Below are 23,038 nucleotides of genomic sequence, written 5' to 3'. Positions count from 1 at the left end.
AAAAGGTGCTGTTTGCATTACCAAATTCAGCAAACTAGTCCATCTTGTTCAGAGCCAGTGCCATGGAAGACTTCTTGTTGGCCGCGTTGTTGCGGTGGAAGACGCCCTTGGTCACAGCCTTGTCCAGGGAGCGGGAAGCTACGCGGAGCTGGGTCTCTGCTGCAGCCTTGTCGCCAGCCTCAACAGCTGCACGGAACTTGCGGATCTCGGTGCGAACTGCGGAGCGGATTGCCTGGTTGCGCTGACGAGCCTTTTCGTTCGTCTTGATGCGCTTCATCTGAGACTTGATGTTTGCCATTTTTACCTCTTTATGGTCGTGGTTTGCCACTAAAAACCCGACGTGCAAGCGGACCCAAGGTCCTGACCGCCTGATTGATCACGCGGGTGAAAAGTGAATAACGGGCAAAACTCTACCAGCCACGTTGTGTGTGGAACAAATCAGCCCCAACCATAGTCACTGCGTAGCTTGTTGGCGATGCGCTCGAACCGACGCCGTGGCACGATTGCTCCCTCCCGGCGGATCGCCAGCTCCGGCACTTCTATCACCTTATCGAGGCACAACCAGCACGGTGCACCGCTCGAATCCCAGCTCCCTGACCCGATGTCCAGCCAGCCTTCCTCATCTTTATGATCGGTGTTTGGGGAAATGGGCAGGCCAAGAATGGTTTCCATTCCATGGCCCACCACCAAAATGGCACGGTCACGCGCTTCTACGCCATCACCAGCGAGGCGAATCCACACGACCTCGCCAGGTTCGGCGTGGCCGTCCATGTCGGGGGCGTAATAGATGTTGCGGACCATGCTCGCGGTGGGGTGGATGTCGCAGACTGCTTCGACGCGTTCAGCTGTCCCGCCGTCTGCCTCTTGCCGAAGTCCTAAGCGGTTACCGATTCGGGCAAGGCCGGCGTCGAGACGCGCACGCCTTGCTTCACGACGCCGTCGGGCGAAACTAGTAAGCCTGCGGAGGAAACCCGTGATCATAATCCACCACCTTACCTTCTATAAGCAAGGTTTTTCTTGGTATCTCTTTCCGCGCGTGCAGGGGCGGTCGGGACGCTGTGGATAAGCATTGTGCTTTGTGACGATGCTGATGCTGGATTGGTGATAGTTGCACGTCACGGAATTGAAGATTTTGAACCAACAGGGATCATCGAGTTTTCAACATCGTCAAATCGGGCTGCGATCATGCAATGATCCACAGAACGGTGACTTGACCGTAGCGGAATACCTTGGAAACTTCTAGCGTGAAACCATGTCCATATGGGGGAATGGAATTGAAGTACACGACATTCGAAAAGTTCCTGGCTCAGACCGGGAATTCTTTAAAAAGCGATGGGTTCAGGTCCACGGAGCTTTCCGGGTACTCGAATCGGACTGGGTGGAGCTAACCGAAGCGGCACGCCAGAGAATCCGCATCAAAGCGGTAGGTCTGCATGCTGGCACGGCTATGATCGTGGGGAAAGCCGCAGGTGAGCTGTGGCGGTTGTGGATTTTGGATACCCGCTACCCGATCGAGCTGAGCTATCCGAAGAACCGCGCCGTGCCGCCCAAACACCAGTGGAAACCAGGAGTGAAGTACCGCCGGATGCATGTACCGCGCGAAGACTGGCTCGAATGGAAAGGAATCCGTCTCACCACACTCGAGCGAACGGTAATAGATATCTGCCGATTTGAATCATTCGCACAGGGATTAGCGGCAGTTGAGTCGTACCTGAAGAAAGGGAACTGTGCTAAAGCTCTGTATTCAACCTGGTCCCAGATTGGAAACCTGCACGGTAAAAAGAAGTTTCTAAAAGTGATGAAATGGGCAGGCGATACTTCCGAATCAGCCGGCGAAAGCCTAGCTAAAGCGCTCATGATTGAAGCCGGCATCGACATGTCAAAGGTGCAACAAAACCCTGAAGTCGTCGTCAACGGGAAAACTTATCGTGTCGATTTCCTCTACGACTCATGGCTCACCATCGAAATCAACGGTGAAGAGAAGTACCAAGGCAAATACGGAGACCCCATCACCATCATGCGGAACGAGCGTCGTCGCGAAGAAGACTTCCTGAACGACGGGTATTCAAGAATCAGCACAAACTGGGCGGACATGCACTCCGGGAAATTCATACATCTTCTGAAGAAACGGATTGCTGAGCGCCGGGGTACTCCGAAATGACGATAGTGAATTGACGATGACTCCTGGATGTCGATTGTTTTCAACTACGTCACCTGCGATCATCGTCAGTTCAGTATCGTCAAGCCCCAGTTCCGGGTCAGGAAACCCGTCATGGCCCTGCGATCATCGTCAAACCTCAAGTCCGGGAGGGGTCACACCGAAATGACGATGGTGAGTTGACGATGACTCCTGGATGTCGATTGTTTTCAACTACGTCACCTGCGATCATCGTCAGTTCAGTATTGTCAAACCCCACATACCCCGCTCAGGCCTACGAAACCCCGCAGAACTCACCCCACCAAACCCGAATTTTCCCTGCACAGCTGTCTGGTAATGTGTCAAAGCGTTATAGAGGAAAGGGCCCCAAAATATGCCGAAGAACTTTGCAGAGACTACGTTTACGGATCCTCAGCAGATCCGTAACTTCTGCATCATTGCGCACATTGACCATGGTAAGTCGACGCTTGCGGACCGGATTTTGCAGCTCACGGGCGTGATTGATCAGCGTGACATGCGTGATCAGTACCTGGACAACATGGATATTGAGCGTGAGCGCGGTATTACGATTAAGGCGCAGAATGTGCGTTTGCCGTGGGTTCCGAGGTCTGGCAAGCATGAGGGTGAAGAGATTGTTATGCACCTGATTGATACGCCGGGGCACGTGGACTTTACTTATGAGGTTTCGCGTGCGCTTGAGGCGTGTGAGGGTGCGATTCTGCTGGTTGATGCAGCTCAGGGTATCGAAGCTCAGACTCTGGCGAACCTTTATCTGGCCATGGAGAACGATCTGGAGATCATCCCGGTCCTCAATAAGATCGACCTGCCTGCTGCCGATCCGGAGAAGTATTCGCTGGAGATCGCGAACATTATTGGTTGTGAGCCCGAGGATGTCTTGAGGGTGTCTGGTAAGACGGGTGAGGGGGTGGAAGCGCTCTTGGACAAGGTCTGCGAGCTTGTGCCGCCGCCAACGAGTGAGCTCGGTGCGGACGCCCCTGCGCGCGCGATGATTTTCGACTCCGTCTACGACACCTACCGCGGCGTGGTCACCTACATTCGTATGATCGATGGCAAGCTCGAGCCGCGCCAGAAGATCAAGATGATGTCCACCGGCGCGACCCACGAACTGCTGGAAATCGGCATCGTGTCCCCAACGCCGAAGAAGTGCGCGGGACTTGGCCCGGGCGAGGTTGGTTACCTCATCACGGGCGTGAAGGACGTGCGCCAGTCCAAGGTCGGCGATACCGTCACCTGGGCCACCGGCGGCGCGGAGGAGCCGTTGAAGGGTTACGCGGACCCTAAGCCGATGGTGTATTCCGGTCTCTTCCCGATCACGCAGGCGCAGTACCCGGACCTTCGCGACGCGCTCGAGAAGCTGCAGCTTAACGACGCCGCCCTAACCTGGGAGCCAGAAACCTCCGTGGCACTGGGCTTTGGGTTCCGCCTCGGCTTCCTGGGCCTGCTGCACATGGAGATCACCCGCGATCGCCTGCAACGGGAGTTTGACCTGGATCTGATTTCGACTGCGCCGTCGGTAAGCTACCGCGTTGTGGCGGAGGACGGCACCGAGATGATGGTGCACAACCCGAGCGACTGGCCTGGTGGCAAGCTGCGTGAGGTGTGGGAGCCGATCGTGAAGACGACCATCATCGTGCCGAGCGAGTTCGTGGGCACGACGATGGAGCTGTGCCAGCAAAAGCGTGGCCAGATGGGTGGCATGGATTACCTGTCGGAGGATCGTGTGGAGCTGCGCTACACCATGCCACTGGGCGAGATCATCTTCGACTTCTTCGACATGCTCAAGTCCCGAACCCGCGGTTATGCTTCCTTGAACTATGAGGAGGCCGGCGAGCAGCAGTCGGACTTGGTCAAGGTGGATATTTTGTTGCAAGGTGACCCTGTCGACGCGTTCTCCGCGATCGTTCACAAGGACAATGCGCAGTGGTACGGCAACAAGATGACTGTGAAGCTCAAGGAGCTCATTCCGCGCCAGCAGTTCGAGGTTCCTGTTCAGGCCGCGATTGGCACGAAGGTTATTGCGCGTGAGAACATCCGCGCGCTGCGCAAGGACGTCCTGGCCAAGTGTTACGGTGGCGACGTCTCTCGTAAGCGCAAGCTGCTGGAGAAGCAGAAGGAAGGCAAGAAGCGCATGAAGAACATCGGTTCTGTCTCCGTGCCGCAGGAAGCGTTCGTCGCGGCGCTGTCCACGGACGAGGGCTAAGCACGCTTACCGACGGCCGGTTGCAGGGAATCTGTCTCCGGCCGTTTGGGTGGCGACTTTTGACTCTCAACTCTCATGACTGATACCAGCCGGGGGTAAGAGTGTCTCGAATCTTCGTGGGGTGGGGATGAAGTGCCAACCATTCCTCAGCTAGCTCAATGGTGCGCTGCGCGATTAAGGTGCAGCCCAGTTCTGTTGCTTGTCCGATATGGCCGTCGCAAAATCTTTCGCCACGCCACAAGTGCAAGATCCAATCGGTTAGCTCATTGAGGTTCGCTTGGGCAATGGATTCATGGTTATTGAGGTCTAGTTCCAGGTAATGTTCCCATTCCCCTCCCATGAAGTCGCAGAGAAGGGAATGGCTGGCGAAGATTCCGTTCCATATCCAGGGTTCGTATTGGGGGTATCCCATGGCGATTACCCCATCGTCCATACGTGTGGCTGAATGCCAATTTGTCTTGTAAGCGTGGTCCGTTAGGTTATCGCGCAAAATACGAACCAATTCCAAAAGTTCTTCAAAATTCATGGCTTCACCATATGGCGAGTGGGAGACACGACACTTTCCGAGTAGAACACATGTTCTATTGAAGGGGGTCTTTTGGGTCCGGGAGTGCATCAAGTGTGCCGACGATGCCCAAAGGTGAGCAAGGGCTTGGGAAGATCGCATCCATCACACAATGTTTGGGGAAGGTCAGGTAGAAAACAGCTCTCATGAAGAAAATAAAGGAGATAGATCTCGAATTACTTGACTTGGGAAATCCCGGGGAACGCGGAGTCAAGTGATCTTCCGGTACCCTCGGCGCCATGATGCTCATCCTCACTTCGTTTCTGCACCCAAGGCTCCCTGAGTTTGTGTCTGGCAAGGTTGCCTACATTGGCGACGCTGCCCGTAGTTACGGTGATGCGCCGTGGGTCCTTACTGAGCGCAATACGCTGGTGGAACAGGGCTTCGACGTGATAGATCTCCCGGCGGAAACCACACCACTTGAGGATTTCGAGCGGATTCTTTCTGGGGTTGATGCGGTGTATGTGGCGGGCGGGGAGACCTGTGATCTGCTGTACGTTCTTCGTAGTACGGGGGCCTTTGATGTACTCAAGGCCAAGGTGGAAGGTGGGCTCACGTATATCGGCACGAGTGCTGGATCGGTGGTAGCTGGTCCATCGATCGAGCCGATTTTTCCTATGGACTCGCCGGATAAGGCTCCCGAGCTTAAGGACTATACGGGGCTGGGATTGACGCAGCTGTGCGTCGTTCCGCATGCTTCTGGCACTGTTCCGGCATATCCGGTGTCGCTGGTGGCGGAGATTGTTGCGAAGTATGGCGAAAAGTATCCGCTGCAGCTGCTTCGCGACGGCCAGGCGCTCGTCATCGAGGACGGGGTCGTGACCCTCATTTAGATTTTTCTCACAGCCATTTGACAACTTTCATCAACAGTGGCAAGGTGCAAGTTAGTACAGGCTAACCTATATAAATTGGTTTGTCTGTACTTATCAAACCCCAATTGAACGTGTAGTTCTGCGGGGTAAAGCACACCAAGAAAGATTGAAAAATGAAAAGCATTGCAGGCTTGAAGCTTCCAATTTTGGCCCTCGTGGGCTCCTTGGCTCTGGTTGGCTGCTCCTCTTCCGAGGACTCCAGCACTGCGCCGTCGACAAGCAGCGCGGTGGCTACCTCCATGGCCCCAACTGAGACGAAGAGCCCCTCCACCCACAAGGCCAGCCTCGCCGACTGGGAAGGCAAGTACGCAAGCCTGGCAGCATTCCTGGACGATGCCTCCTACGACGCCGAATTTGAAGCAGCAGCCAAGGAACATGGAGTAGACGTCACCCAGACCAAAGCACAGTTGAAGGAACGCTACGGCGTCCCATTCGGCGCGCTCGCCATCGACGGCGACACCGTCACCTTTGTCAAGGACGGTGCCACCCTGGACAACCCAACCGAAACCCCCATCAAGTACGCCTTCGACGAGGGTTTCGAGCAAGACTACAAGGGACATCAGCTCAAATGGTCCGTATTCAAGGCCGAATCCGATGCTGAATACAAGTACATCTTCCTCATGCCAATGCACGGTGAAGAATCCCTCCAGCACTTCCACGCCCGCTTCGGCAATGACAAAGAAGCGATGAAGCAGGAAGAGAAGTTCCCAACCTTCGTCGATCCAAAGGTGGCAACCAAGGAGCAGATCGTGGACGAACTCATGGAACACGCGCACTAGAAATCGCCAAACGCATCTGACATGAACTGCCACGCGAAGGTGTCTCTTTCCGTGGCAGTTTGGTGTTTCACCCCTACTGAGGAAGTATCACCCCATGCACGTGATCACAAAGCTACCCAAAGCACTGATCGCGGCACTGCTCATCCCCGCAGTGCTCCTGGTGGCCTGCGGGTCACCCACCCCAACCAGCAAAGAACGTGCCATCATCTACGGCTCCTTCTTCCCCATCTACAGCCTTGTACGTGAAATCGCCGGCCCTGATGCCGACGTCCGCTCCTTCATGCCACACAACCAGGACCCGCACCTGTGGGAACCGTCTCCCAAAGACATTCGCGCCCTATCGCAAGCAGACCTGCTCGTGGTCAACGGAGCCAACATGGAGCCCTGGCTACCGCAGGTAGAAGAAGCCTTACCGACGCTACCAATCCTGAACCTCTCGGAATATGTAGAACTGATCAACTACAAAGGCGCCGCAGCACTCGGGGAATTTCAATACATCGGGCGCATACACATACCGGCCGGTACCGACGTCACCATGATGTTCGGCCACACCCACGAGCGGGAACTGCGGGCGGCATTTTTTAAAGACCCGGGAAACCTATCCACCAACGACCTCGTCCAACGCGGCCGCGACGTCATGAACGCTGAAGGCCAACCACTAGCCCAGCGCGAACACACCAAGGTGGTCGATTCTGCCGTGCATGCCATCAAAATGGGTCACGAAAGTGGCGACGTTACTTTCTCCTTCCCGGAAGGAGGGGACTGGATCTTTGTGTCCGACCGCGAATCGGAAGAAATCCTGCCCTACTGGTTCGCGGACAACAGTGGCGCCACCATCGCTACTGAACCCGTGATCGAAGGTGGCTCCGCCAAGACAGAACACAGTATCTTCGATCCCCACTCGTGGCTGTCCCTCGTCAACGCCAAACGGTACGCCAACGCGATTGGCGGCCAGCTCAAGCAGCTGCTGCCTGAACATGAGGCTGAGCTGGATAAACGGACGCGGAAGCTCGTCGCTAAGCTCACACAACTGCAAGCCCAATTCAAAGATAAGCTCAAGCAGGCTCAGCACAGAGAGTTCCTGACAAGCCACAATGCCTTTGCGTACGTGGCGCGCGACTATGAGCTGACCCAGCACCCGCTGCAGGGGCTGACCACCCATGAAGCTCCGAAGCTCCGGGTGCTGACCGAAGCTATTCGGGTGGCCCGGAGAAGCGGAATCAACGTCGTGTTCTACGAGTTAGGCAGCGATCCGAAAACCGCCCAAGTGATAGCGGACGAGATTGGTGGCGTAGCACTACCACTGTGCTCAATGGAATACGGACCAATCGATTCTGACCACGAAACATACACAGACATCGTGCAGTTCAACCTAGAGAACTTGGCTACTGCACTGGCCGTAGAAAGTACACCCCAGTGAAAGAAATAATCAACGTTCAAGACTTAAGTTTCGCGTTCGGGAAAGTAACAGTTCTACAGGGCATCAACCTGCGCGTTGCGCCCGGTGAAATCGTGTGTATTACCGGCGAAAATGGTTGCGGTAAGTCCACGCTGTTGCGCCTGCTCACAGGGGCGTACCGTCCGGCGTCGGGAAGCTGCCTGCTTTTCGACGCCCCGGCCTCCAGCGGCACCCACTTCCACCGCATCGGCTACGTTCCTCAAACCACGGCGATGGAAAAGATTTCCTTCCCCATCACCTCCCGGGAACTCGTGGTGCAGGGCCTGAGTCGTGATTTTGGACTGGTGAAGATACCGAGGAAGCGTCACTACGCTCTTGCAGAAGAATTCCTGGCACAGATGGGCCTGGACACCTATGCTCGCGTGCCGTTTTCCGAACTTTCCGGAGGACTGCAACAGCGGGTACTGATCACCCGTGCACTCATCCACGAACCGGACGTGCTGTTCCTGGATGAGCCAACAAGTGGAGTTGACGTCGATAGTCGGTCGCGGTTCTTCCAGACGCTGCGCCAGCTGCACAAACAGCGCAACCTGGCGATCGTGATCGTCACACACAACATCGGGGAGATTACCAAGAACCTTCCCGTCAACCACATCTTTTCCATCGAACGGGGGACGCTGATCAATGCTGCAGCTACTAATTGAATTTGAATTTGTGCGTCGCACCATGCTCGTTGCGCTGATGCTCTCGATCGCAATTCCCATGCTGGGCATCGTGATGGTGAGCAGGAGGACCTCGATGATGGCCGATGCCCTGTCACATACCTCCTTGGCGGGTGTTGCGCTGGGCTTGATCGCAGGTTTTTCGCCGGTGGTCGGGGCGGTCGTCGTGGCGGTGCTCGGCGCGTTCTTGATCGAACTGCTGAGGCGACGCTTTCCGCAATACGGAGATATGGCCACCGCGGTCACCCTCAGCGCAGGCCTCGGCATGGCCGTGATCTTGGCAGATTTGGCGCCAACCGGACGGAGCTTTGAATCCTATCTGTTCGGCAGCATCACGGCCGTAACCGCAGGTGATGTGGCTGCTACGGCGCTCGCATTCGCCTTGGTAGTGGTAGCTAGCGTGCTTAGCTACGGCAGCCTGATGGACATGGTGGTCGATGCGCAGCTCGCCCGAATCTCTGGCCATCGCGTTGCCCTGGTGAACGCCACCTTTACCGGGCTAGCTGCTATCACGGTAGCACTGGCCGCCAAGGTGATTGGTGCGTTGTTGGTGGTGTCGCTGATGGTGCTGCCAGTAGCTGCAGCGCTGGTCGTGGCTAGGAGCTATAAGGCGGCGTTCCTGCTCACGCTTGTACTCGGCGTGGCGTACACGATGCTCGGGATGGTCTTTTCCTATCGGTTCGATGTTCGTCCGGGCGGTTCGATCGTGGTCACCGCGGTCATCGGATTGATCTTGCTGGTGGTGTACCGTGCCATCGTGAAGTCCGGTGGGGAACGCCAGGCAGCCTAAGAAGCGAGCTAACTGTCGGCGCTGTCTCCGGCACCTAGCAACGCGCTGATGGAACTGAGATTCGTGGCGAGGTCGGGCATCCGCGCCGTGCTGCATTCGCCGTCGATGAGTGAATTGTGGTACAGGCCATCCCCGATCAATAGGAGTGCTTGAGCTGCGGCGACCGATCCGGTTTGTTTGGTAAGCAACTCTAAAATGGTGCGCTGTCCATTGCGCTGCAATTCTACGATGCGTGCAGTGTGTGGCCCCGATAGCTTTGTGGCGGCAATGAGAGTGCGGGCGTAAGCATCGTCAATGATTGATGAGGTGCGGATGTAGTACGCGGCCACGCCACCGGGGGCTTGCTGCATGAGGGAAATGTCTTCATTCATGCGCTCTTCGAGTCGGTCTGTCAGCCCGGTGATCAGCGCTGTTTTTGACGGGAAGTGGTAGAGCAGGCCACCTTTGGAAACACCGGCCTTCTGGGCTACCGCGTCCAGGGTGGCGGAATTTTCCCCTTGGGAGATGAGGATGTCTTCGAACGCGTCAAGTAGCTTTTCTTTGGCTGACATTCCACTATTATAACGCCTTGCCACTGTACCGTCTGGACGGTACAGTTTGCAGGGTGTGATTAAGGCGTGACTAATGAGAGGAAGGTAAGCGGATCATGGAGGTCAAAACCGCAGTAACTGGAACCAAACAGCCGTACGCGATGCGGTGGTGGGCCCTGGTGGTACTCATGCTGCCTGTCCTGTTGGTTTCAGTCGACAACACTGTGTTGGCCTTCGCACTGCCCGAAATTTCTACTGCACTGCAACCAACAGGCAACCAGCAGCTGTGGATTGTGGATGTATATGGTCTAATACTCGCTGGATTGCTTATTCCCATGGGGGCATTGGGGGACCGTTGGGGCCGTCGGCGTTTGCTGCTGATCGGTGGGATTGGTTTTACTCTCACCTCGATCATTGCTGCACTTGTTCCGACCGCATCCTTGCTCATTGCCTCCCGGGCGGTCATGGGATTCTTTGGGGCGTCGTTAATGCCTGCGACGCTGTCTCTCATCCGCAATATTTTCACGGTCCCCAAAGAGCGACGGCTCGCGATTGCGGTCTGGGCTTCCTGTTTTTCTGGTGGCTCCGCTCTTGGCCCCATCGTGGGCGGTTTCCTCCTGGAGCACTACTACTGGGGCTCCATCTTCTGGATGTCCGTCCCAATTCTGGTTCCCATGGTCCTGCTAGCGCCACTGGTGGTGCCAGAATCGAAAGACACCCAGCCCGGGCCCATCGACGTGCCGAGCATTCTGCTCATGCTGGCAGTGATGGTGCCACTGGTCTACGGCATCAAGGACGTGGCCCATCAGGGTTTGAGCCCGTGGATTGGTGTGGGTGCCGTGATAGTGGCTATTAGTGCGTGGTGGCTGATTCGCCGTCAGCTGCACGCTGCCTCGCCAATGTTTGATGTTCGGTTGTTCATGGAGCGGCACTTTACCGGTGCTGTGCTGGCCAACCTGCTGAGCATGATGTCGCTGGTTGGGTTCCTCTACTACATTTCCCAGCACTTCCAATTGGTCAGCGGGCACAGTCCCATGGTGGCAGGGTTGTTGCTACTGCCGGGAACCGCCGCCACCATCCTGGCTGGGCTTGTGGTGGTGAAACTGGCAGCGTGGTTGAGTCCCCGCCAGCTGGTGACAGCAGGGTTGCTGCTCAACGCTGTCGGTTACTTCATGATAATGGTCGCAGGAGATGCTGGTTCCGACTGGGGCCTAGTGGCGGCGTTCACCCTGGTAGGAATTGGGGTAGGAGCTGCCGAAACCATTTCAAACGACATGATCATGGCGGCCGCTCCTCCGGCAAAAGCTGGAGCCGCGTCTGCAATATCAGAAACGGCTTATGAGATCGGCGCGGTCTTGGGCACCACGGTGCTCGGCTCGGTGCTTAATGCTGCATACCGACGCTCGATCGAGATCCCGGCTGGCATTAGCCCCGATCAGGGTGATATCGCTCGGGAAACGCTCGGCGGAGCAACCGAGATTGCGCTCCGAATAGGGGGAACTCCAGGTGCGGAGCTTCTCGCTTCCGCACGCCACGCGTTCGACCACAGCGTGGTGTTTTCTTCCAGTATTGCTGTTGGTCTGATGTTGGGGGCAGCGACCCTTTCTTTGATCCTGCTGCGAGGAGCAAAACTCGATTAAGGAGCCGAGTTGCAAATGTTGTGAATAAACATTCACAAAATGGGTTTAGTAAGCTCATTAAGGTACCGTTTAAGAAAAACTTTTCTAACGGTGGTCTAGTTCCGCCTCCACTCGCAGGTGGAACCAGACCGAAACCTTGTAGGAGCTTGTAGGATGCACAACGCCGCCGACCGAACTGACTATTGGGACGCGAAAGCTGAAGGTTACTTAGCTCGATTGCAACAGAAGCAGTCCGACTTGCTCTTGGAAACCTTGGCGGAGGTTGGTGCAATACCGGAAGCGGGCACGGTGCTTGATGTATGTTGCGGTCCTGGCTGGCATCTCAGTCAGCTCGCCGGCCACATCTCCCGTGGGCTCGGGGTGGATTCTTCACCAGGAATGATCGCACAGGCACGACGTGCTGCAATCGCTGCTGGCATCGACAACGTTGAGTTCCAACAACTGGATTGGCAGCGCGAGCCAATCTCTCAGGAAAAGTTCGACCTGGTGATTGCTAGCAAATGCCCGGCGGTACGGACTCCAGAGGATGTTGTGCGGCTCCAAGAGCTGTCCCGCGGATGGTGTGTGAACACCTCGCCGGTGTATCGACGCATCGATGTGCTTGATGTGCTGCTGGAACGCATGGACATCAATGCAAAACAAGACCCGCACGGTGGCGCGCAAAAGATGGCTGACAAACTTGTCGCGCTCTGGCAATCAGGAGCCGCCCCTGAGCTGCGGTATGAAGGCGGCGAGTTCGTGACATCGATGGATCGGGAAACCGTGCATCGGGAATTGCAGGTTCACGCCAGCATGTATGGCAATGAACTGTTCGAGGCAGCAGACTCCTACTTCAATGAACGCGGGGGAGAGACCATTGACGTCACCGTCACGATGCGTTTTGTTCTTGCCATTTGGCAGGTTCCGGGATTCAACCAGTAGAAGGGAAAACCCATGTTCAAGAAGGCCTTTGTTGCGGTGCTCAGCGTTGTCGCGTTGACAGTTGCCGGTTGTGGCTCCCCGGAGGACACCCCGCCAGCAGCAACCGCGCAGCAGCTAACAGTCACGGACATCAATGGCCGTGAGATCACCTTCGACAAGGAACCCCAGCGCGTCGTGGCTGCTGGGCCACGCACATTACGGATGCTGACCTACCTGCAGATCACGGAGAAGCTGGTGGGCGTCGAACAGATCGACAGTGACAGCAAAGTGAGCAAACCGTACGCCTACGTGCATCGCGAAGAATTTGGCAAGCTCCCCTCAATTGGCAAAGGTGGGCCCGGAGCCGAGCCGGATATGGAAGCGCTGATCGGTGTAAACCCAGAAGTGATTGTGGCCACGTGGGATGCGAAAACCGCAGACGATGTCACCGCCACCACCGGGATCCCCGTCATTACCGTGCTTTACGAGGACCTGTTCGACCCCAAATTCGAGCAATCGCTGCACATTCTTGGCGAAGCCTTTGCCAAGCAGGAACGCGCAACCACCCTCATCAAGGCAACAGGAGACATGCGCGACGACCTCAAAGCGCGTGGCGAAAAAGTGCCTGCCGAACAGCGCCCGAGCACCTACGTGGGTGGGGTTTCTTTCAAGGGGCCACACGGGATCACGGGTACCCACGGCGCCTACCCACCACTAGCTGCGATTGGTGCGAACAACGTCGCAGCTCTGGCAGGGAACAAAGCTGTCACCGTGGACATCGAGGACCTGGTGAATTGGAACCCGGACGTCGTCTTCCTCACCGCAAGTAACATGAACATGATCCGCGACGACGTGGCCGCCCGCCCGCAGCTTTACGACGAAGTGGCCGCGTTCCACAACGGCAAGCTGTACACCCAGCTGCCGTACAACTTCTACGGTGCCAACATTGAGATCGCCATCGCTGACGCGTACTATGCAGGCACCGTGCTCGCGCCAGAGGCCTTCAACGATATCGACCCCGTGAAGAAATTCGACGAAATCACAGAACTATTCCTGGGTAAAAAGCTGTATGCGGATTTTGAGGCCGCAGGTCTGACTTTTGGTAAGGTGGAACTCTAACTGAACGCCGTGCAAAAAGACCGCACTGCCCTCCGTGCCCGGTATCAGCATCATCGCACCCGCCGAGCATTAGTCATCGTTGGCCTGATGGCAGCTACGGCGGCTGCCTTCTTCCTCGCGTTGTCCATCGGTGGGACATCCAGGCAGTTCCTCGGGGTATGGGAAGCCTTCGCGCCGGGAACCCGAGGGCACCTTGTACTGATGAACGTCAGGTTGCCACGGGCGTTAGCGGCGCTGTTGGCCGGCGTTGCTCTCGCCGTAGCGGGAGCAACGATGCAGGCGGTACTGCGCAATCCGCTGGCGTCCTCATCAACAGTGGGAGTATCGCAGGGCGCAGCATTCGGGGCTGCTATCTCGGTGGTGTTTTTTGTGGGATCGTCGTCGAAAAGCTCAGGCGTGGTTGACACCAATCCGACAGTGACGGCGCTGTGCGCGTTTGTGGGGGCGCTCGCTTCGGTGGCGGTTATTGCGCTGCTCGCGCGACAACGGGCTGCCACGCCATCGGTAATCATTCTGGCGGGTGTGGCGCTGAGCTCGCTGTTTACCTCAGGCACGTCACTGATTCAGTACTTTGCGGATGAGCTGCAGATCGCGGCGATTGTTTTCTGGGCGTTTGGCGATCTGGGGCGCGCTCGGTGGCCGCACTTGGTCGTGATGACTGTGGTGGTTGTGCTGGCGCTCGCGTTTTTCGTCTGGAAAATCTGGTCCTACAACGCGCTGGACGCGGGGGAGGACGTGGCGCAAGCGCTGGGCGTAAACGTGATCCGGCTGCGGACCTGGACACTGATCATCGGCGCTGCCGCAACCGCCATGGTGGTGTCTGTCGTGGGAGTTATCGCTTTCGTTGGTCTCATCGCACCCCACATTGTCCGGCGATTAGTGGGGGAGGACTACCGATATGTGCTGCCGGGCTCCGCACTGGCGGGAGCGTTGGTGCTGCTGCTTGCGGACACGTTTAGTCGCCTGATCATTGCCCCCACTGTGCTTCCAGTTGGCGCCGTCACTTCATTTCTTGGTGCGCCACTGTTTCTCATGATTATCCTTCGGCAACTTCGGAGGCAGCCATGATCCGCGCAACAGGCCTGTCCTTTTCTTATCCGCACCGCTCGCCGACGCTTACCGACGTCAGTCTCCATGTTCCAGCCGGAAAAGTGTGCGCGATTTTGGGTAACAACGGCGCGGGAAAATCTACTTTGCTCCACTGCCTCTTGGGAACACTTGGGGCGAAAACCGGCACTGTGGAGGTCTGCGAACGCGAGATCACCAGCTACAGCACCAACGAATTCGCCCAAACAGTGGCCTATGTGCCACAGCGAAGTGAAACATCACCCACGATGGTGTACGACGCGATCCTGCTCGGAAGAATGCCACACTTCCTACTCGGACCCCGCGCCGAAGACCACGCCGTGGTGGAACAGACTATCGCCTCCCTCGGGCTAGATGACATCGCCTTCAGATATCTCAACGAGCTCTCCGGTGGGCAGCAACAAAAAGTGGCAATCGCCCGTGCCCTGGCTACCCAGCCTAAAGTGCTGATCCTGGACGAGCCGACCAGCAGCCTGGACGTGAAAAACCAAGCAGAGGTGCTCGCTCTCGTCCGCAAGGCAGCCCACACGCACAACATGTCAGTAGTGATGGTCGTGCATGACCTCACTCAAGCACTCAATCACGCGGATACCCTTTGTCTGTTGCACCAGGGCCGCAGCACCTTCATCACCCCTGACCACGCGCACGGCCACAGTGACGAGCTAGCCAACATATTGACTGAAACTTTTGGAATTCCCATCGAGGTGACACAACTACGTGGGCGGTACGTCGCAGTGACGCTTGAGTAGGGGGTGTTTGCTGGCGAATAAAAAACAGAAAGTTTTCTCCATCCAACATGTAACATGCTACGGTGATGTGCATCACTTTAGCTTGAACTATGTAGAGGAGGGGATATGGGAATCGTTGCCTTGGCGGTATTTATCGGCGTCGCAGTCGTGATTAACGTGGTGATGAAACGCGACATCTCAGAAGCTTTGTTGGTGGGCTTAGTCGCTGTCGCCGCGCTGGGAGGAAAAGACTTTTTCCACCTGTTAAAGGCAGGCGTCATTGCTGGTGCCCAGAATGAAGTCTTGTTTGCCGGTTTGGCGTTTGTGTTTATGGGCGCAATCGTGAATGCGACTGGCTTGATCGACCGGTTGATTGCCATTTTGAACTCGATGTTCGGTCGCGTCCGCGGTGGTGCGGGATATGTGTCTACCTTGGGCTCTGCGATAATCGGTCTTGTCGCAGGTTCTACGGCTGGTAACTCGGCTACAGTCGGTTCGGTTACTGTGCCGTGGATGAAGAAAACTGGCTGGTCATCTGAGCGTGCAGCGACCCTCGTAGCAGGCAACTCCGGTTTGGGTGTGGCTCTGCCGCCGAACTCCACGATGTTCATCATCCTTGCGCTACCCGCAGCCATGGGGGCAACGGCTTCGAGTGTGTACGTAGCCCTTGCCTGTGCTGGCGCGTACGCTGTGCTCTACCGACTCCTCCTTGTGGCGTACTGGGCCAAAAAATTCAATTTGCCCAAGGACACTGCCGATACCCACGTTCCTCTCAAGCAGTCATTCAAAGAAGGATGGAGCTCCCCGGCGATTTTCTGGGGAATCTTAATCCCGGTTTTCATCACCATTGGGCCACTGGCTCAGTGGCTGTCCCAGCCAGAACATGTCGGTGACAAGGCTCTCAAGGCCGTGTCCATCATCGTGTGGGTGCCAATTCTCATCTCCGTGATCGCGGTGATTGAAGGCTTTAAGCATCTCAAGAACGATATTCCGAAGCTGAAGCAGAATTTGGTCAAAGAAATTCCGCAGTTTGCCACGGTAGGTATTTCGCTCTTTGCGGCGCTTGGCGCTGCGGAGATTATGGATGAATTGGGCGTAGGCGATGAGCTTAGTGCTCTGCTTGGCAGCTTGGATTTGCCGAAGATTCTCATGATCGCTCTGGTCGCGGTGCTGACCATCATCGTGGCGACTCCACTTTCTTCTACGGCTACCGCTGCAGCTGTTGGTGCTCCTGCCATGGCTGCTCTGACCGCCGTTGGTCTGGATCCGACGCTGGCGGTAATCGTGATTCTTCTCTGCAGCTCGACTGAGGGTGCATCCCCGCCAGTTGGTGCGCCGATTTATCTCTCTGCGGCTATGGCGGATGCAGAACCCTCGAAGATGTTCGTTCCATTGGTGGCATGGTTCGTGGTGCCGATGGTGTTGTTGGCAGTGGTCATCGGTATGGGATGGCTTCCGATTTACATTCCAGCAGGATAGGAGCAGGACATGTCAACTGTATTTCACCTAGCAAAAGTTGTGTTTTACCTTTCCCTGGCACTGTTTCTTGCCGGCGGTCTGTTCATTGTGCTAGCGCAGTTCGCTGGGCTGGTCGCGCTGGATGGGGAGTGGGTACTGTGGGCGGGGAAGAAGTTCTCCAAAATCGTCTACAGCTGCGCAGCGGTGTGCGCAGTAAGTGCCTTCGTGCTCAACTACCAAAAAGCTAAGCAGTAAACTGCTCCCACAGTAGTTGCAGATCCTCGGCTTTAGCATCGGGCATTGCTTGCTTCAGAAGGAGTTGTCCTGTGGTGGTCACATGCCCGGACATTGCTGATCGGGCTCCGGCGATATCTCCGTCCGCGATCGCTTCGAATATGGGCTGGTGCTCGCGATGGATATCTAGCAAAGTTCGGGATGATCCAGCGGTGCTGGCTCCGATCAGGCGTGTGTTGGTTCGGAGCCGGTCGATGAAATCACGGCCCCGTGGACTGTTGCCGGCTCGCAGGATTTCCGCGTGGAAAGCTTGGTCGAGGTCGAAAAAGTGGTCAGAGTGTCCTTGGTGGGCTGCTTGTTCCATCGAATTGAGCAGCTCTTGCAGATTGGCGATTGCCTGAGTATCCGCAAGAAGCGCGGCGCGACCGGCTGCTCCAGGTTCAATGCTCAGGCGAAGAGCGAAGATTTCTGCGACATCCTCGGGGCGAGTGCGTCGGATCTGAAAACCGCGATTTCGTACGAACATGATTAGGCCTGCTTCTTCGAGTCGAAGTAGTGCGTCGCGCACGGGAGAGCGGGAAATGCCAAGCTGATCTGCGAGTTGGTAAACGCTGTACCATTCGTCGGCGGTCATGGAGCCGTCAAAAATAGCGCTGCGAACGTGGTCCATAACCTGTTCGGTGAGGGTGTTGGCTCGAGTTACGCGCATCATCATGCCCTGGATAGTAGCAGCAGACCCTGTAACATGTTACTGAAGCTATAGGAGGTTCACCCCACGTGAATAACATAACCACCGACCAGAATTACTTTGCCAAGGTCTCTCGCACGGGACTTCGGACGGATATGACTACCAGGGCAGCGTATGTGTCGGACGCATCCATTTACCGCCGGGTGCCCGCAGGTGTGGTGGAACCTCGCACCAAACAAGACATCCTCGATGCTTTCGATATCGCCCGAGAGAACGGCTGGCCGATCGTCGGTCGCGGTGGTGGCACCTCAGTTGCCGGTAATGCGATGGGGGAAGGGCTGATTATTGATACCTCCCGCCACTTCAACCGTATCCTGTCCATTGATCCGGAGACGCAGACCGCCGTGATTGAGCCTGGGGTGGTGTGTGACCAGCTGCGTGACGCGGCTGCCGAGTTTGGGCTGACTTACGGGCCGGATCCTTCCACGCATAGTCGCTGCACTGTCGGAGGAATGGTGTCCAACAATGCGTGCGGGTCACACTCCGTCGCGTGGGGTACTGCGGCCGAAAACCTCGAGGCAGTCACTGTGCTGCTTTACGACGGTCGGGAAGTTACTCTTTCCAAAGGTGCTGCGAGTGACTCCGATATTGAGGCAGCGTTACATTCCCTTGTTCAGGACAATGCGGATCTCATCAGGGAATCTCTTGGAAGGTTTCCTCGCCAAGTTTCTGGCTATGGGCTGCACTACCTGTTGGAGGAGCGTGGCTTCGATGTGGCTAAGGCGTTCGCGGGAACGGAAGGGACGTGTGGAATCATCACGTCGCTCACGGTAAAGCTGGTGGAAGTGCCGAAGGCGAAAGCCTTGGCGGTGCTTGGTTTTTCTGATGTTTTCGCCGCGGCTAAGGCCGCACCGGTTCTCCGTTTGGAAAACGTGACCACCATCGAAGGGATGGGTGGTGACCTGCTGGGTGCGCTGCGTGCAAAGAATGGCCAGCAGAATGCGGGAGCCAACCTGCCGGGAATCCGCAAAGGTATGGATACCGGTGGTTGGTTGTACTGCGAAGTGACTGGTCCAAGTGCTGAAGAGGCACTGGCGCGTGCAGAGGACGTTGCTCGCACTGTGGACACCGTGGACTTTGTGGTGGTAAGCGATCCAGTACAGATGAAGGAACTGTGGCGGATTCGTGAAGCATCGGCGGGCATTGTTACGCGATTGCCGGATGGCGGAGAGGCATGGCCTTCCTGGGAGGATTCCGCGGTGCCACCGGAAAACTTGGCAGACTATCTGCGGGATCTGTACGCCTTGATGGAAAAGTATGAGTTGCAGGGCATCCCGTTTGGCCACTTTGGAGAGGGCTGCGTGCATGTTCGGATCTCCTTCGACCTCGGCAGCGAGGAAGGCGTAGCGGTTTTTCACGCGTTCATGAATGAAGCCGCTCAGCTCGTGTCTCACTATGAGGGGTCGCTGTCTGGAGAACATGGTGATGGGCGAGCACGCAGCGAACTGCTGAAATACATGTACAACGAGGAAATGCGGCGCCTCTTCGAACGGTTTAAGTTGATCTTTGATCCAGAGCGAGTATTTAATCCGGGCGTGCTGGTGTGGGCTGATGAGGTAGTTGATGGGATACGACCGGGCCCGAGACAGCGGGAATTGGAACTAGTTCCTACACATAAGTTCTCCAAGGACAAAGGCAGTTTTGTTAACGCGGTGAATCGGTGCGTGGGGGTCGGCGCTTGTCGATCCATGGACAACGCGATGTGCCCGTCGTTTCAGATCACGCACGATGAAGTGCATTCCACCCGAGGACGGGCGCGTATCTTGTCTGAGATGTTCCGCGGTGAGTCCGTCAAAGATGGCTACCGCGCTGAAGAGGTCAAAGAAGCTCTTGACCTTTGCCTTTCTTGTAAAGCTTGTGCGTCAGAATGCCCGGTGAACGTGGATATGGCGACATACAAGGCTGAGTTTCTCAACGAATTTTACGCCAAAAAGATCCGCCCGATGGCTCACTACATGATGGGCTGGTTGCCACTGAGTGCGCATCTGTTGCACAAGATTCCTGGTGTTGGATGGGCCGTCGATAAGGCCATGCATACGCCCGGACTACGCACCGTCATAGCGCACTTGGGTGGTTTGGACACTGGTCGCCCGCTGATTCATTTTGCGCCACGCAGCCTGCAGAAATGGGGATCACGGCGGAAGGGCCAGCAACATTCGACGCAAGTGGTGCTGTGGCCGGATACCTTCAATAATCACCTTGATAGTTCCGCAGGCGAGGCGGTGGTAAAGCTGTTAGAAGTACTCGGCTACCAGGTGATCATCCCACAAGGTTTTGTCTGCTGTGGCCTCACTTTCCATTCCACTGGTCAGTTGCAGATGGTGAAACGCGTCCTGACCCAAACGGCCAAGACCATGAAGCCGTACCTCGAACGAGGGATGACAGTTGTGGCGATAGAGCCCTCCTGCACTGCCATGTTGCAGCACGATATTGCCGAGCTTTCCGACGACCCGTTGGTGGAAAAACTGTCAGAACTTACGGTCTCGTGGAGTAGTTTTGTTGCGGCAAGGCTACGAGAACTGGACATTCCACTGGCACAGGAAGAAATCTCCGCGCTCACGCAGGTGCACTGCCACGAACGTTCCTTGGGGGATCGCGCCGGGACCTCGGAGATCCTGGCAGCGTTGGGAATCACGGAGGAGACCATCAGCACTGGCTGCTGTGGCCTTGCCGGAAACTGGGGTTATGAGGCCGGTCATGCGGAAATGTCCTTTGAACTCGGAGAACGGGAGGTATTTCCGCGAGTCCGCGAGCATGAGGGCATTGTGCTGGCCGATGGCTTCTCCTGTCGGACCCATATCGAGCAGGGAACTGGTGTGAAACCTCAGCATCTGGCGCAGGTGTTGGCGGAGAAGCTGCGACGCTCTGGTAGCTAACCCGAATTTGATCCAAGTACGTATTCAGGATTGGGACGCGAGCTGATAGGGACTTGCCTCGAGAAACAAATCCCTATCAACCTCGATTGCTAAAACCCCAGGTCATTTAAGTGGATAGGCGTAGGGATTTAATTTTCGCTAGCAAATAGCTATCCAAGCGCCGCCGGGTGCTAATTAATGCCTCGTGAAACCTCAGTGCCTGTCGCTTAGCTCCTCGTATATGCGCATCATGGCCTCGGCCTGGGATTCTAAGCTCCACTGCCCGGCTAGTTCCTGGGAGCGGGAGCGGGCGCGATCGGCCCACGCGGGGTCAGCTAGACGGTCAATCACTTTGAGTAGTGCGGCGGCAAAAGCAATCGGGGTGGCACCACCGAATTCGCCGTTGATGCCGGGCTCAATCACTAGGTCTAGTTCCGTGTCCGCGAGCACGATGGGAAGTCCTGCTAGGGCGGCTTCGTGCAGGACCAGCGCCTGCGTGTCAGTAGTGGAGGGGAAAGCGAACACGTCGGCCATGGCGTAGTACGCACCCAACTCAGAATGCGGTTGCTCGCCGGGCAGGATCACCTGGTATTTTTCCCGCATCTTGGCGAGGCGTCGCCGCAGTGATTTAGTGTGTTCCCAATCGCCGACTACCATCAACTGGGCATCTGGCCGGATCTCGGCGACGAGCTCGAAGGCGTCGAAAAGGAGCGTGAGTCCTTTCTCCGGGGCAATGCGGCCGGCGTACATGATGAGTGGGCCGGTGCCACGCTCGATGGGGGCAGGGCCAGCAGGCAGCTTATCGACGCCATTGGGCACACAACGCACATCCGCACCAGGAGCCAGTAACAGCGCGCGACTTTGAGTTTTCGGTGACGGCGCGGTGACAATATTTGCCTCGGTGAGCATGCGCCGCATTAATCCGAGGAGGGAGGCGTTGTCCCCCAACTCCAGGCGTGCTTGCTTGATATCGCTCAGGGCGTAGACCTCGGAGCGGTTCATTTGCGCAAACAGTCGCACAACTCCACGCAGCACCGGCAAGATAGCCGGATAGTGCTCGGCATAGGCGTCGAAGTCGGTGTGCCAGGTGACCACGAGTGGGATGTCATGGCGCACAGCCGACCACAGACCCAACACCCCAATCGGACCAAACCCATGCACATGGATCACATCGGGTTGGAGCTTGCCGATCTTTTTAATAGTGGACGTGAATTTACGCCCCGAGGCAATCCGCACGGGCAGCTTAGGGACCACGACGGAAGGCAATCGGATTTCCTCCCGATTCGGGTTTCCCTGGTGTGGGTTGCGTCCCTTTGCCTTCGGAGCGACGACAATCACCTCATGGCCACGGCTCAAAAGATCGCCCTCCAGCTGCTGTACCGCAATCAATAATCCGTTATGCGCTGGCCCATAGTTATCTACAAACTGGGCGATTTTCAGCTGACGACTCATAGCCACCAAGATAGTGCCACCCAAGCCGTTACGCTTACTGGCTGGTGAAAAGCTTTTCCAACGGGCCCCAGTCATGACGTAGTGTCGCCAAGACGCAACACACTCCGGCCAGTGTGGACAGCCGTGGAGCAAGAGCGAGTAAGCGCCGAGCGGATCGAATACTTGAGGCGGGGCTATCCCCAACTCTCGCAACGCGGACGTCCTGGTGAAGGTCGCTGAGGTGGAACCGAACCACGTAGCCACCACCGCAGCCACCAGATTGAGCGTCAAACCGTGCCGTCCCACCGCTTGTAATGGCTTCCAAGTCGGAAGTAGTGAAAAGACGCCGCTCGTGAGAAGGGCGGTCCCTATTATCTGTAGCGGAGTGACAACCGTGAACTGGTCTACACCTGCAGTGATCATGAATTGAAAGGGCTCAGGCTCCCGCCGCTGTGGCGATCCACGGCCGGGGAGCCGACAGCATAGCCAACAGGGCAGCGACGAGGATGGGGGCGGGACGGTCGTCGTGAAGCTGCGCAAAATCCAGCAGCACTGCCAGGGCGGTCGCCGGAATGATAGCCCAGCGCGGGCACCGTGACAGGACGCTGCTAGCCGTTATGACGAGGCCAAACGCTACCGGGAGGGACTCCGCTGAGCGCGAGGACACCTCAAAGAGGATGAGGCCCCCAGCAAAGGTCACTCCCAAAAGCGCGAGCCGACGCCAGTGTCGGGCATCTCGGCACAGCAGGCCAACGCCGGCCGCAAAGTGCGCCCATAGCTACCGATAGCAGTGGCATACTTAC

At 56.7% G+C, this 23,038-nt stretch carries 22 protein-coding genes; 15 read left to right on the top strand and 7 right to left on the bottom strand.

The window, feature by feature from the left end; all coding sequences use genetic code 11:
- Window positions 1–34: 34 nt before the first annotated feature.
- Both rpsT and ACZ6ZO_RS05085 read right to left on the bottom strand, forming a co-directional pair.
- Entirely contained in the window at window positions 35–298 is a 264-nt protein-coding gene (gene rpsT, locus ACZ6ZO_RS05090) for a 30S ribosomal protein S20 (protein WP_182385610.1), read from the bottom strand.
- A gap of 140 nt (window positions 299–438) precedes the next feature.
- Window positions 439–981, bottom strand: coding sequence for a type II toxin-antitoxin system PemK/MazF family toxin (locus tag ACZ6ZO_RS05085; protein WP_182385611.1), 543 nt, complete (start codon window positions 979–981; stop codon window positions 439–441).
- A 271-nt stretch (window positions 982–1,252) separates the two neighbouring features.
- Between ACZ6ZO_RS05085 and ACZ6ZO_RS05080 the strand changes: the two genes are divergently transcribed.
- Both ACZ6ZO_RS05080 and lepA read left to right on the top strand, forming a co-directional pair.
- Window positions 1,253–2,161: a hypothetical protein gene (locus ACZ6ZO_RS05080; protein ID WP_208767922.1), complete on the top strand. Its 909-nt coding sequence runs from the start codon at window positions 1,253–1,255 to the stop codon at window positions 2,159–2,161.
- 370 nt (window positions 2,162–2,531) lie between these two features.
- Window positions 2,532–4,379 (top strand): translation elongation factor 4, encoded by a 1,848-nt coding sequence (gene lepA / locus ACZ6ZO_RS05075; RefSeq protein ID WP_465291049.1) that lies wholly within the window; start codon window positions 2,532–2,534, stop codon window positions 4,377–4,379.
- Between the two features lie 73 nt (window positions 4,380–4,452).
- On the opposite strand, the gene ACZ6ZO_RS05070 is transcribed toward lepA, so the two are convergent.
- Window positions 4,453–4,905 (bottom strand): DUF6508 domain-containing protein, encoded by a 453-nt coding sequence (locus tag ACZ6ZO_RS05070; protein ID WP_465291047.1) that lies wholly within the window; start codon window positions 4,903–4,905, stop codon window positions 4,453–4,455.
- 278 nt (window positions 4,906–5,183) lie between these two features.
- Between ACZ6ZO_RS05070 and ACZ6ZO_RS05065 the strand changes: the two genes are divergently transcribed.
- The 5 genes from ACZ6ZO_RS05065 (at window position 5,184) to ACZ6ZO_RS05045 (ending at window position 9,506) form a co-directional block, all read left to right on the top strand.
- The gene (locus ACZ6ZO_RS05065) at window positions 5,184–5,777 is read left to right on the top strand and encodes a Type 1 glutamine amidotransferase-like domain-containing protein (RefSeq protein WP_182385615.1); all 594 of its coding nucleotides are present in this window, start codon (window positions 5,184–5,186) and stop codon (window positions 5,775–5,777) included.
- A gap of 152 nt (window positions 5,778–5,929) precedes the next feature.
- The gene (locus ACZ6ZO_RS05060) at window positions 5,930–6,595 is read left to right on the top strand and encodes a ZinT/AdcA family metal-binding protein (protein WP_182385616.1); all 666 of its coding nucleotides are present in this window, start codon (window positions 5,930–5,932) and stop codon (window positions 6,593–6,595) included.
- Window positions 6,596–6,689: 94 nt separating this feature from the next.
- A complete protein-coding gene (locus ACZ6ZO_RS05055) occupies window positions 6,690–8,015 on the top strand; it encodes a metal ABC transporter substrate-binding protein (RefSeq protein ID WP_465291044.1) in 1,326 nt (441 codons plus the stop codon).
- A complete protein-coding gene (locus ACZ6ZO_RS05050; protein WP_208767917.1) occupies window positions 8,012–8,698 on the top strand; it encodes a metal ABC transporter ATP-binding protein in 687 nt (228 codons plus the stop codon). The genes ACZ6ZO_RS05055 and ACZ6ZO_RS05050 overlap by 4 nt, the downstream gene beginning before the upstream one ends.
- Window positions 8,679–9,506, top strand: coding sequence for a metal ABC transporter permease (locus ACZ6ZO_RS05045; RefSeq protein WP_182385619.1), 828 nt, complete (start codon window positions 8,679–8,681; stop codon window positions 9,504–9,506). Before ACZ6ZO_RS05050 ends, ACZ6ZO_RS05045 begins: the two co-directional genes overlap by 20 nt.
- A gap of 8 nt (window positions 9,507–9,514) precedes the next feature.
- Here the strand turns inward: ACZ6ZO_RS05045 and ACZ6ZO_RS05040 are convergent, their stop codons facing one another.
- The gene (locus ACZ6ZO_RS05040) at window positions 9,515–10,057 is read right to left on the bottom strand and encodes a TetR/AcrR family transcriptional regulator (RefSeq protein WP_465291041.1); all 543 of its coding nucleotides are present in this window, start codon (window positions 10,055–10,057) and stop codon (window positions 9,515–9,517) included.
- Window positions 10,058–10,152: 95 nt separating this feature from the next.
- Here ACZ6ZO_RS05040 and ACZ6ZO_RS05035 point away from each other — a divergent pair, with 95 nt between their 5' ends.
- From ACZ6ZO_RS05035 to ACZ6ZO_RS05005, 7 genes are all read left to right on the top strand, one after another.
- The gene (locus ACZ6ZO_RS05035; RefSeq protein ID WP_465291039.1) at window positions 10,153–11,676 is read left to right on the top strand and encodes an MFS transporter; all 1,524 of its coding nucleotides are present in this window, start codon (window positions 10,153–10,155) and stop codon (window positions 11,674–11,676) included.
- 153 nt (window positions 11,677–11,829) lie between these two features.
- Window positions 11,830–12,597 carry a class I SAM-dependent methyltransferase gene (locus ACZ6ZO_RS05030; RefSeq protein WP_465291037.1) on the top strand — a complete coding sequence of 256 codons (768 nt, stop codon included), beginning with the start codon at window positions 11,830–11,832 and terminating at the stop codon, window positions 12,595–12,597.
- A 12-nt stretch (window positions 12,598–12,609) separates the two neighbouring features.
- Window positions 12,610–13,695 (top strand): ABC transporter substrate-binding protein, encoded by a 1,086-nt coding sequence (locus tag ACZ6ZO_RS05025; protein WP_465291035.1) that lies wholly within the window; start codon window positions 12,610–12,612, stop codon window positions 13,693–13,695.
- A gap of 9 nt (window positions 13,696–13,704) precedes the next feature.
- On the top strand, window positions 13,705–14,763 hold the full coding sequence (locus tag ACZ6ZO_RS05020) for a FecCD family ABC transporter permease (protein WP_182385624.1): 1,059 nt from the start codon (window positions 13,705–13,707) through the stop codon (window positions 14,761–14,763).
- The gene (locus ACZ6ZO_RS05015; protein WP_465291032.1) at window positions 14,760–15,530 is read left to right on the top strand and encodes an ABC transporter ATP-binding protein; all 771 of its coding nucleotides are present in this window, start codon (window positions 14,760–14,762) and stop codon (window positions 15,528–15,530) included. The genes ACZ6ZO_RS05020 and ACZ6ZO_RS05015 overlap by 4 nt, the downstream gene beginning before the upstream one ends.
- 105 nt (window positions 15,531–15,635) lie before the next feature.
- A complete protein-coding gene (locus tag ACZ6ZO_RS05010; RefSeq protein ID WP_182385626.1) occupies window positions 15,636–16,988 on the top strand; it encodes a TRAP transporter large permease subunit in 1,353 nt (450 codons plus the stop codon).
- 9 nt (window positions 16,989–16,997) lie between these two features.
- Window positions 16,998–17,222: a hypothetical protein gene (locus ACZ6ZO_RS05005; protein WP_182385627.1), complete on the top strand. Its 225-nt coding sequence runs from the start codon at window positions 16,998–17,000 to the stop codon at window positions 17,220–17,222.
- Here ACZ6ZO_RS05005 and ACZ6ZO_RS05000 read toward each other — a convergent pair.
- Window positions 17,212–17,916: a GntR family transcriptional regulator gene (locus ACZ6ZO_RS05000; protein WP_182385628.1), complete on the bottom strand. Its 705-nt coding sequence runs from the start codon at window positions 17,914–17,916 to the stop codon at window positions 17,212–17,214. The genes ACZ6ZO_RS05005 and ACZ6ZO_RS05000 overlap by 11 nt on opposite strands.
- A 128-nt stretch (window positions 17,917–18,044) precedes the next feature.
- Here ACZ6ZO_RS05000 and ACZ6ZO_RS04995 point away from each other — a divergent pair, with 128 nt between their 5' ends.
- Entirely contained in the window at window positions 18,045–20,825 is a 2,781-nt protein-coding gene (locus ACZ6ZO_RS04995; protein ID WP_182387514.1) for an FAD-binding and (Fe-S)-binding domain-containing protein, read from the top strand.
- Between the two features lie 192 nt (window positions 20,826–21,017).
- On the opposite strand, the gene ACZ6ZO_RS04990 is transcribed toward ACZ6ZO_RS04995, so the two are convergent.
- Complete coding sequence (locus ACZ6ZO_RS04990) at window positions 21,018–22,526, bottom strand: glycosyltransferase (protein WP_465291029.1); 1,509 nt, start codon at window positions 22,524–22,526, stop codon at window positions 21,018–21,020.
- Window positions 22,527–22,671: 145 nt separating this feature from the next.
- Window positions 22,672–22,935 (bottom strand): hypothetical protein, encoded by a 264-nt coding sequence (locus ACZ6ZO_RS04985; RefSeq protein WP_182385630.1) that lies wholly within the window; start codon window positions 22,933–22,935, stop codon window positions 22,672–22,674.
- Between the last annotated feature and the right edge of the window lie 103 nt (window positions 22,936–23,038).

Source organism: Corynebacterium sp. NPDC104732 (genome assembly GCF_055583565.1).
Note: the sequence above shows the minus strand (reverse complement) of the source record. Positions and strands in the feature narration are given on the sequence as shown.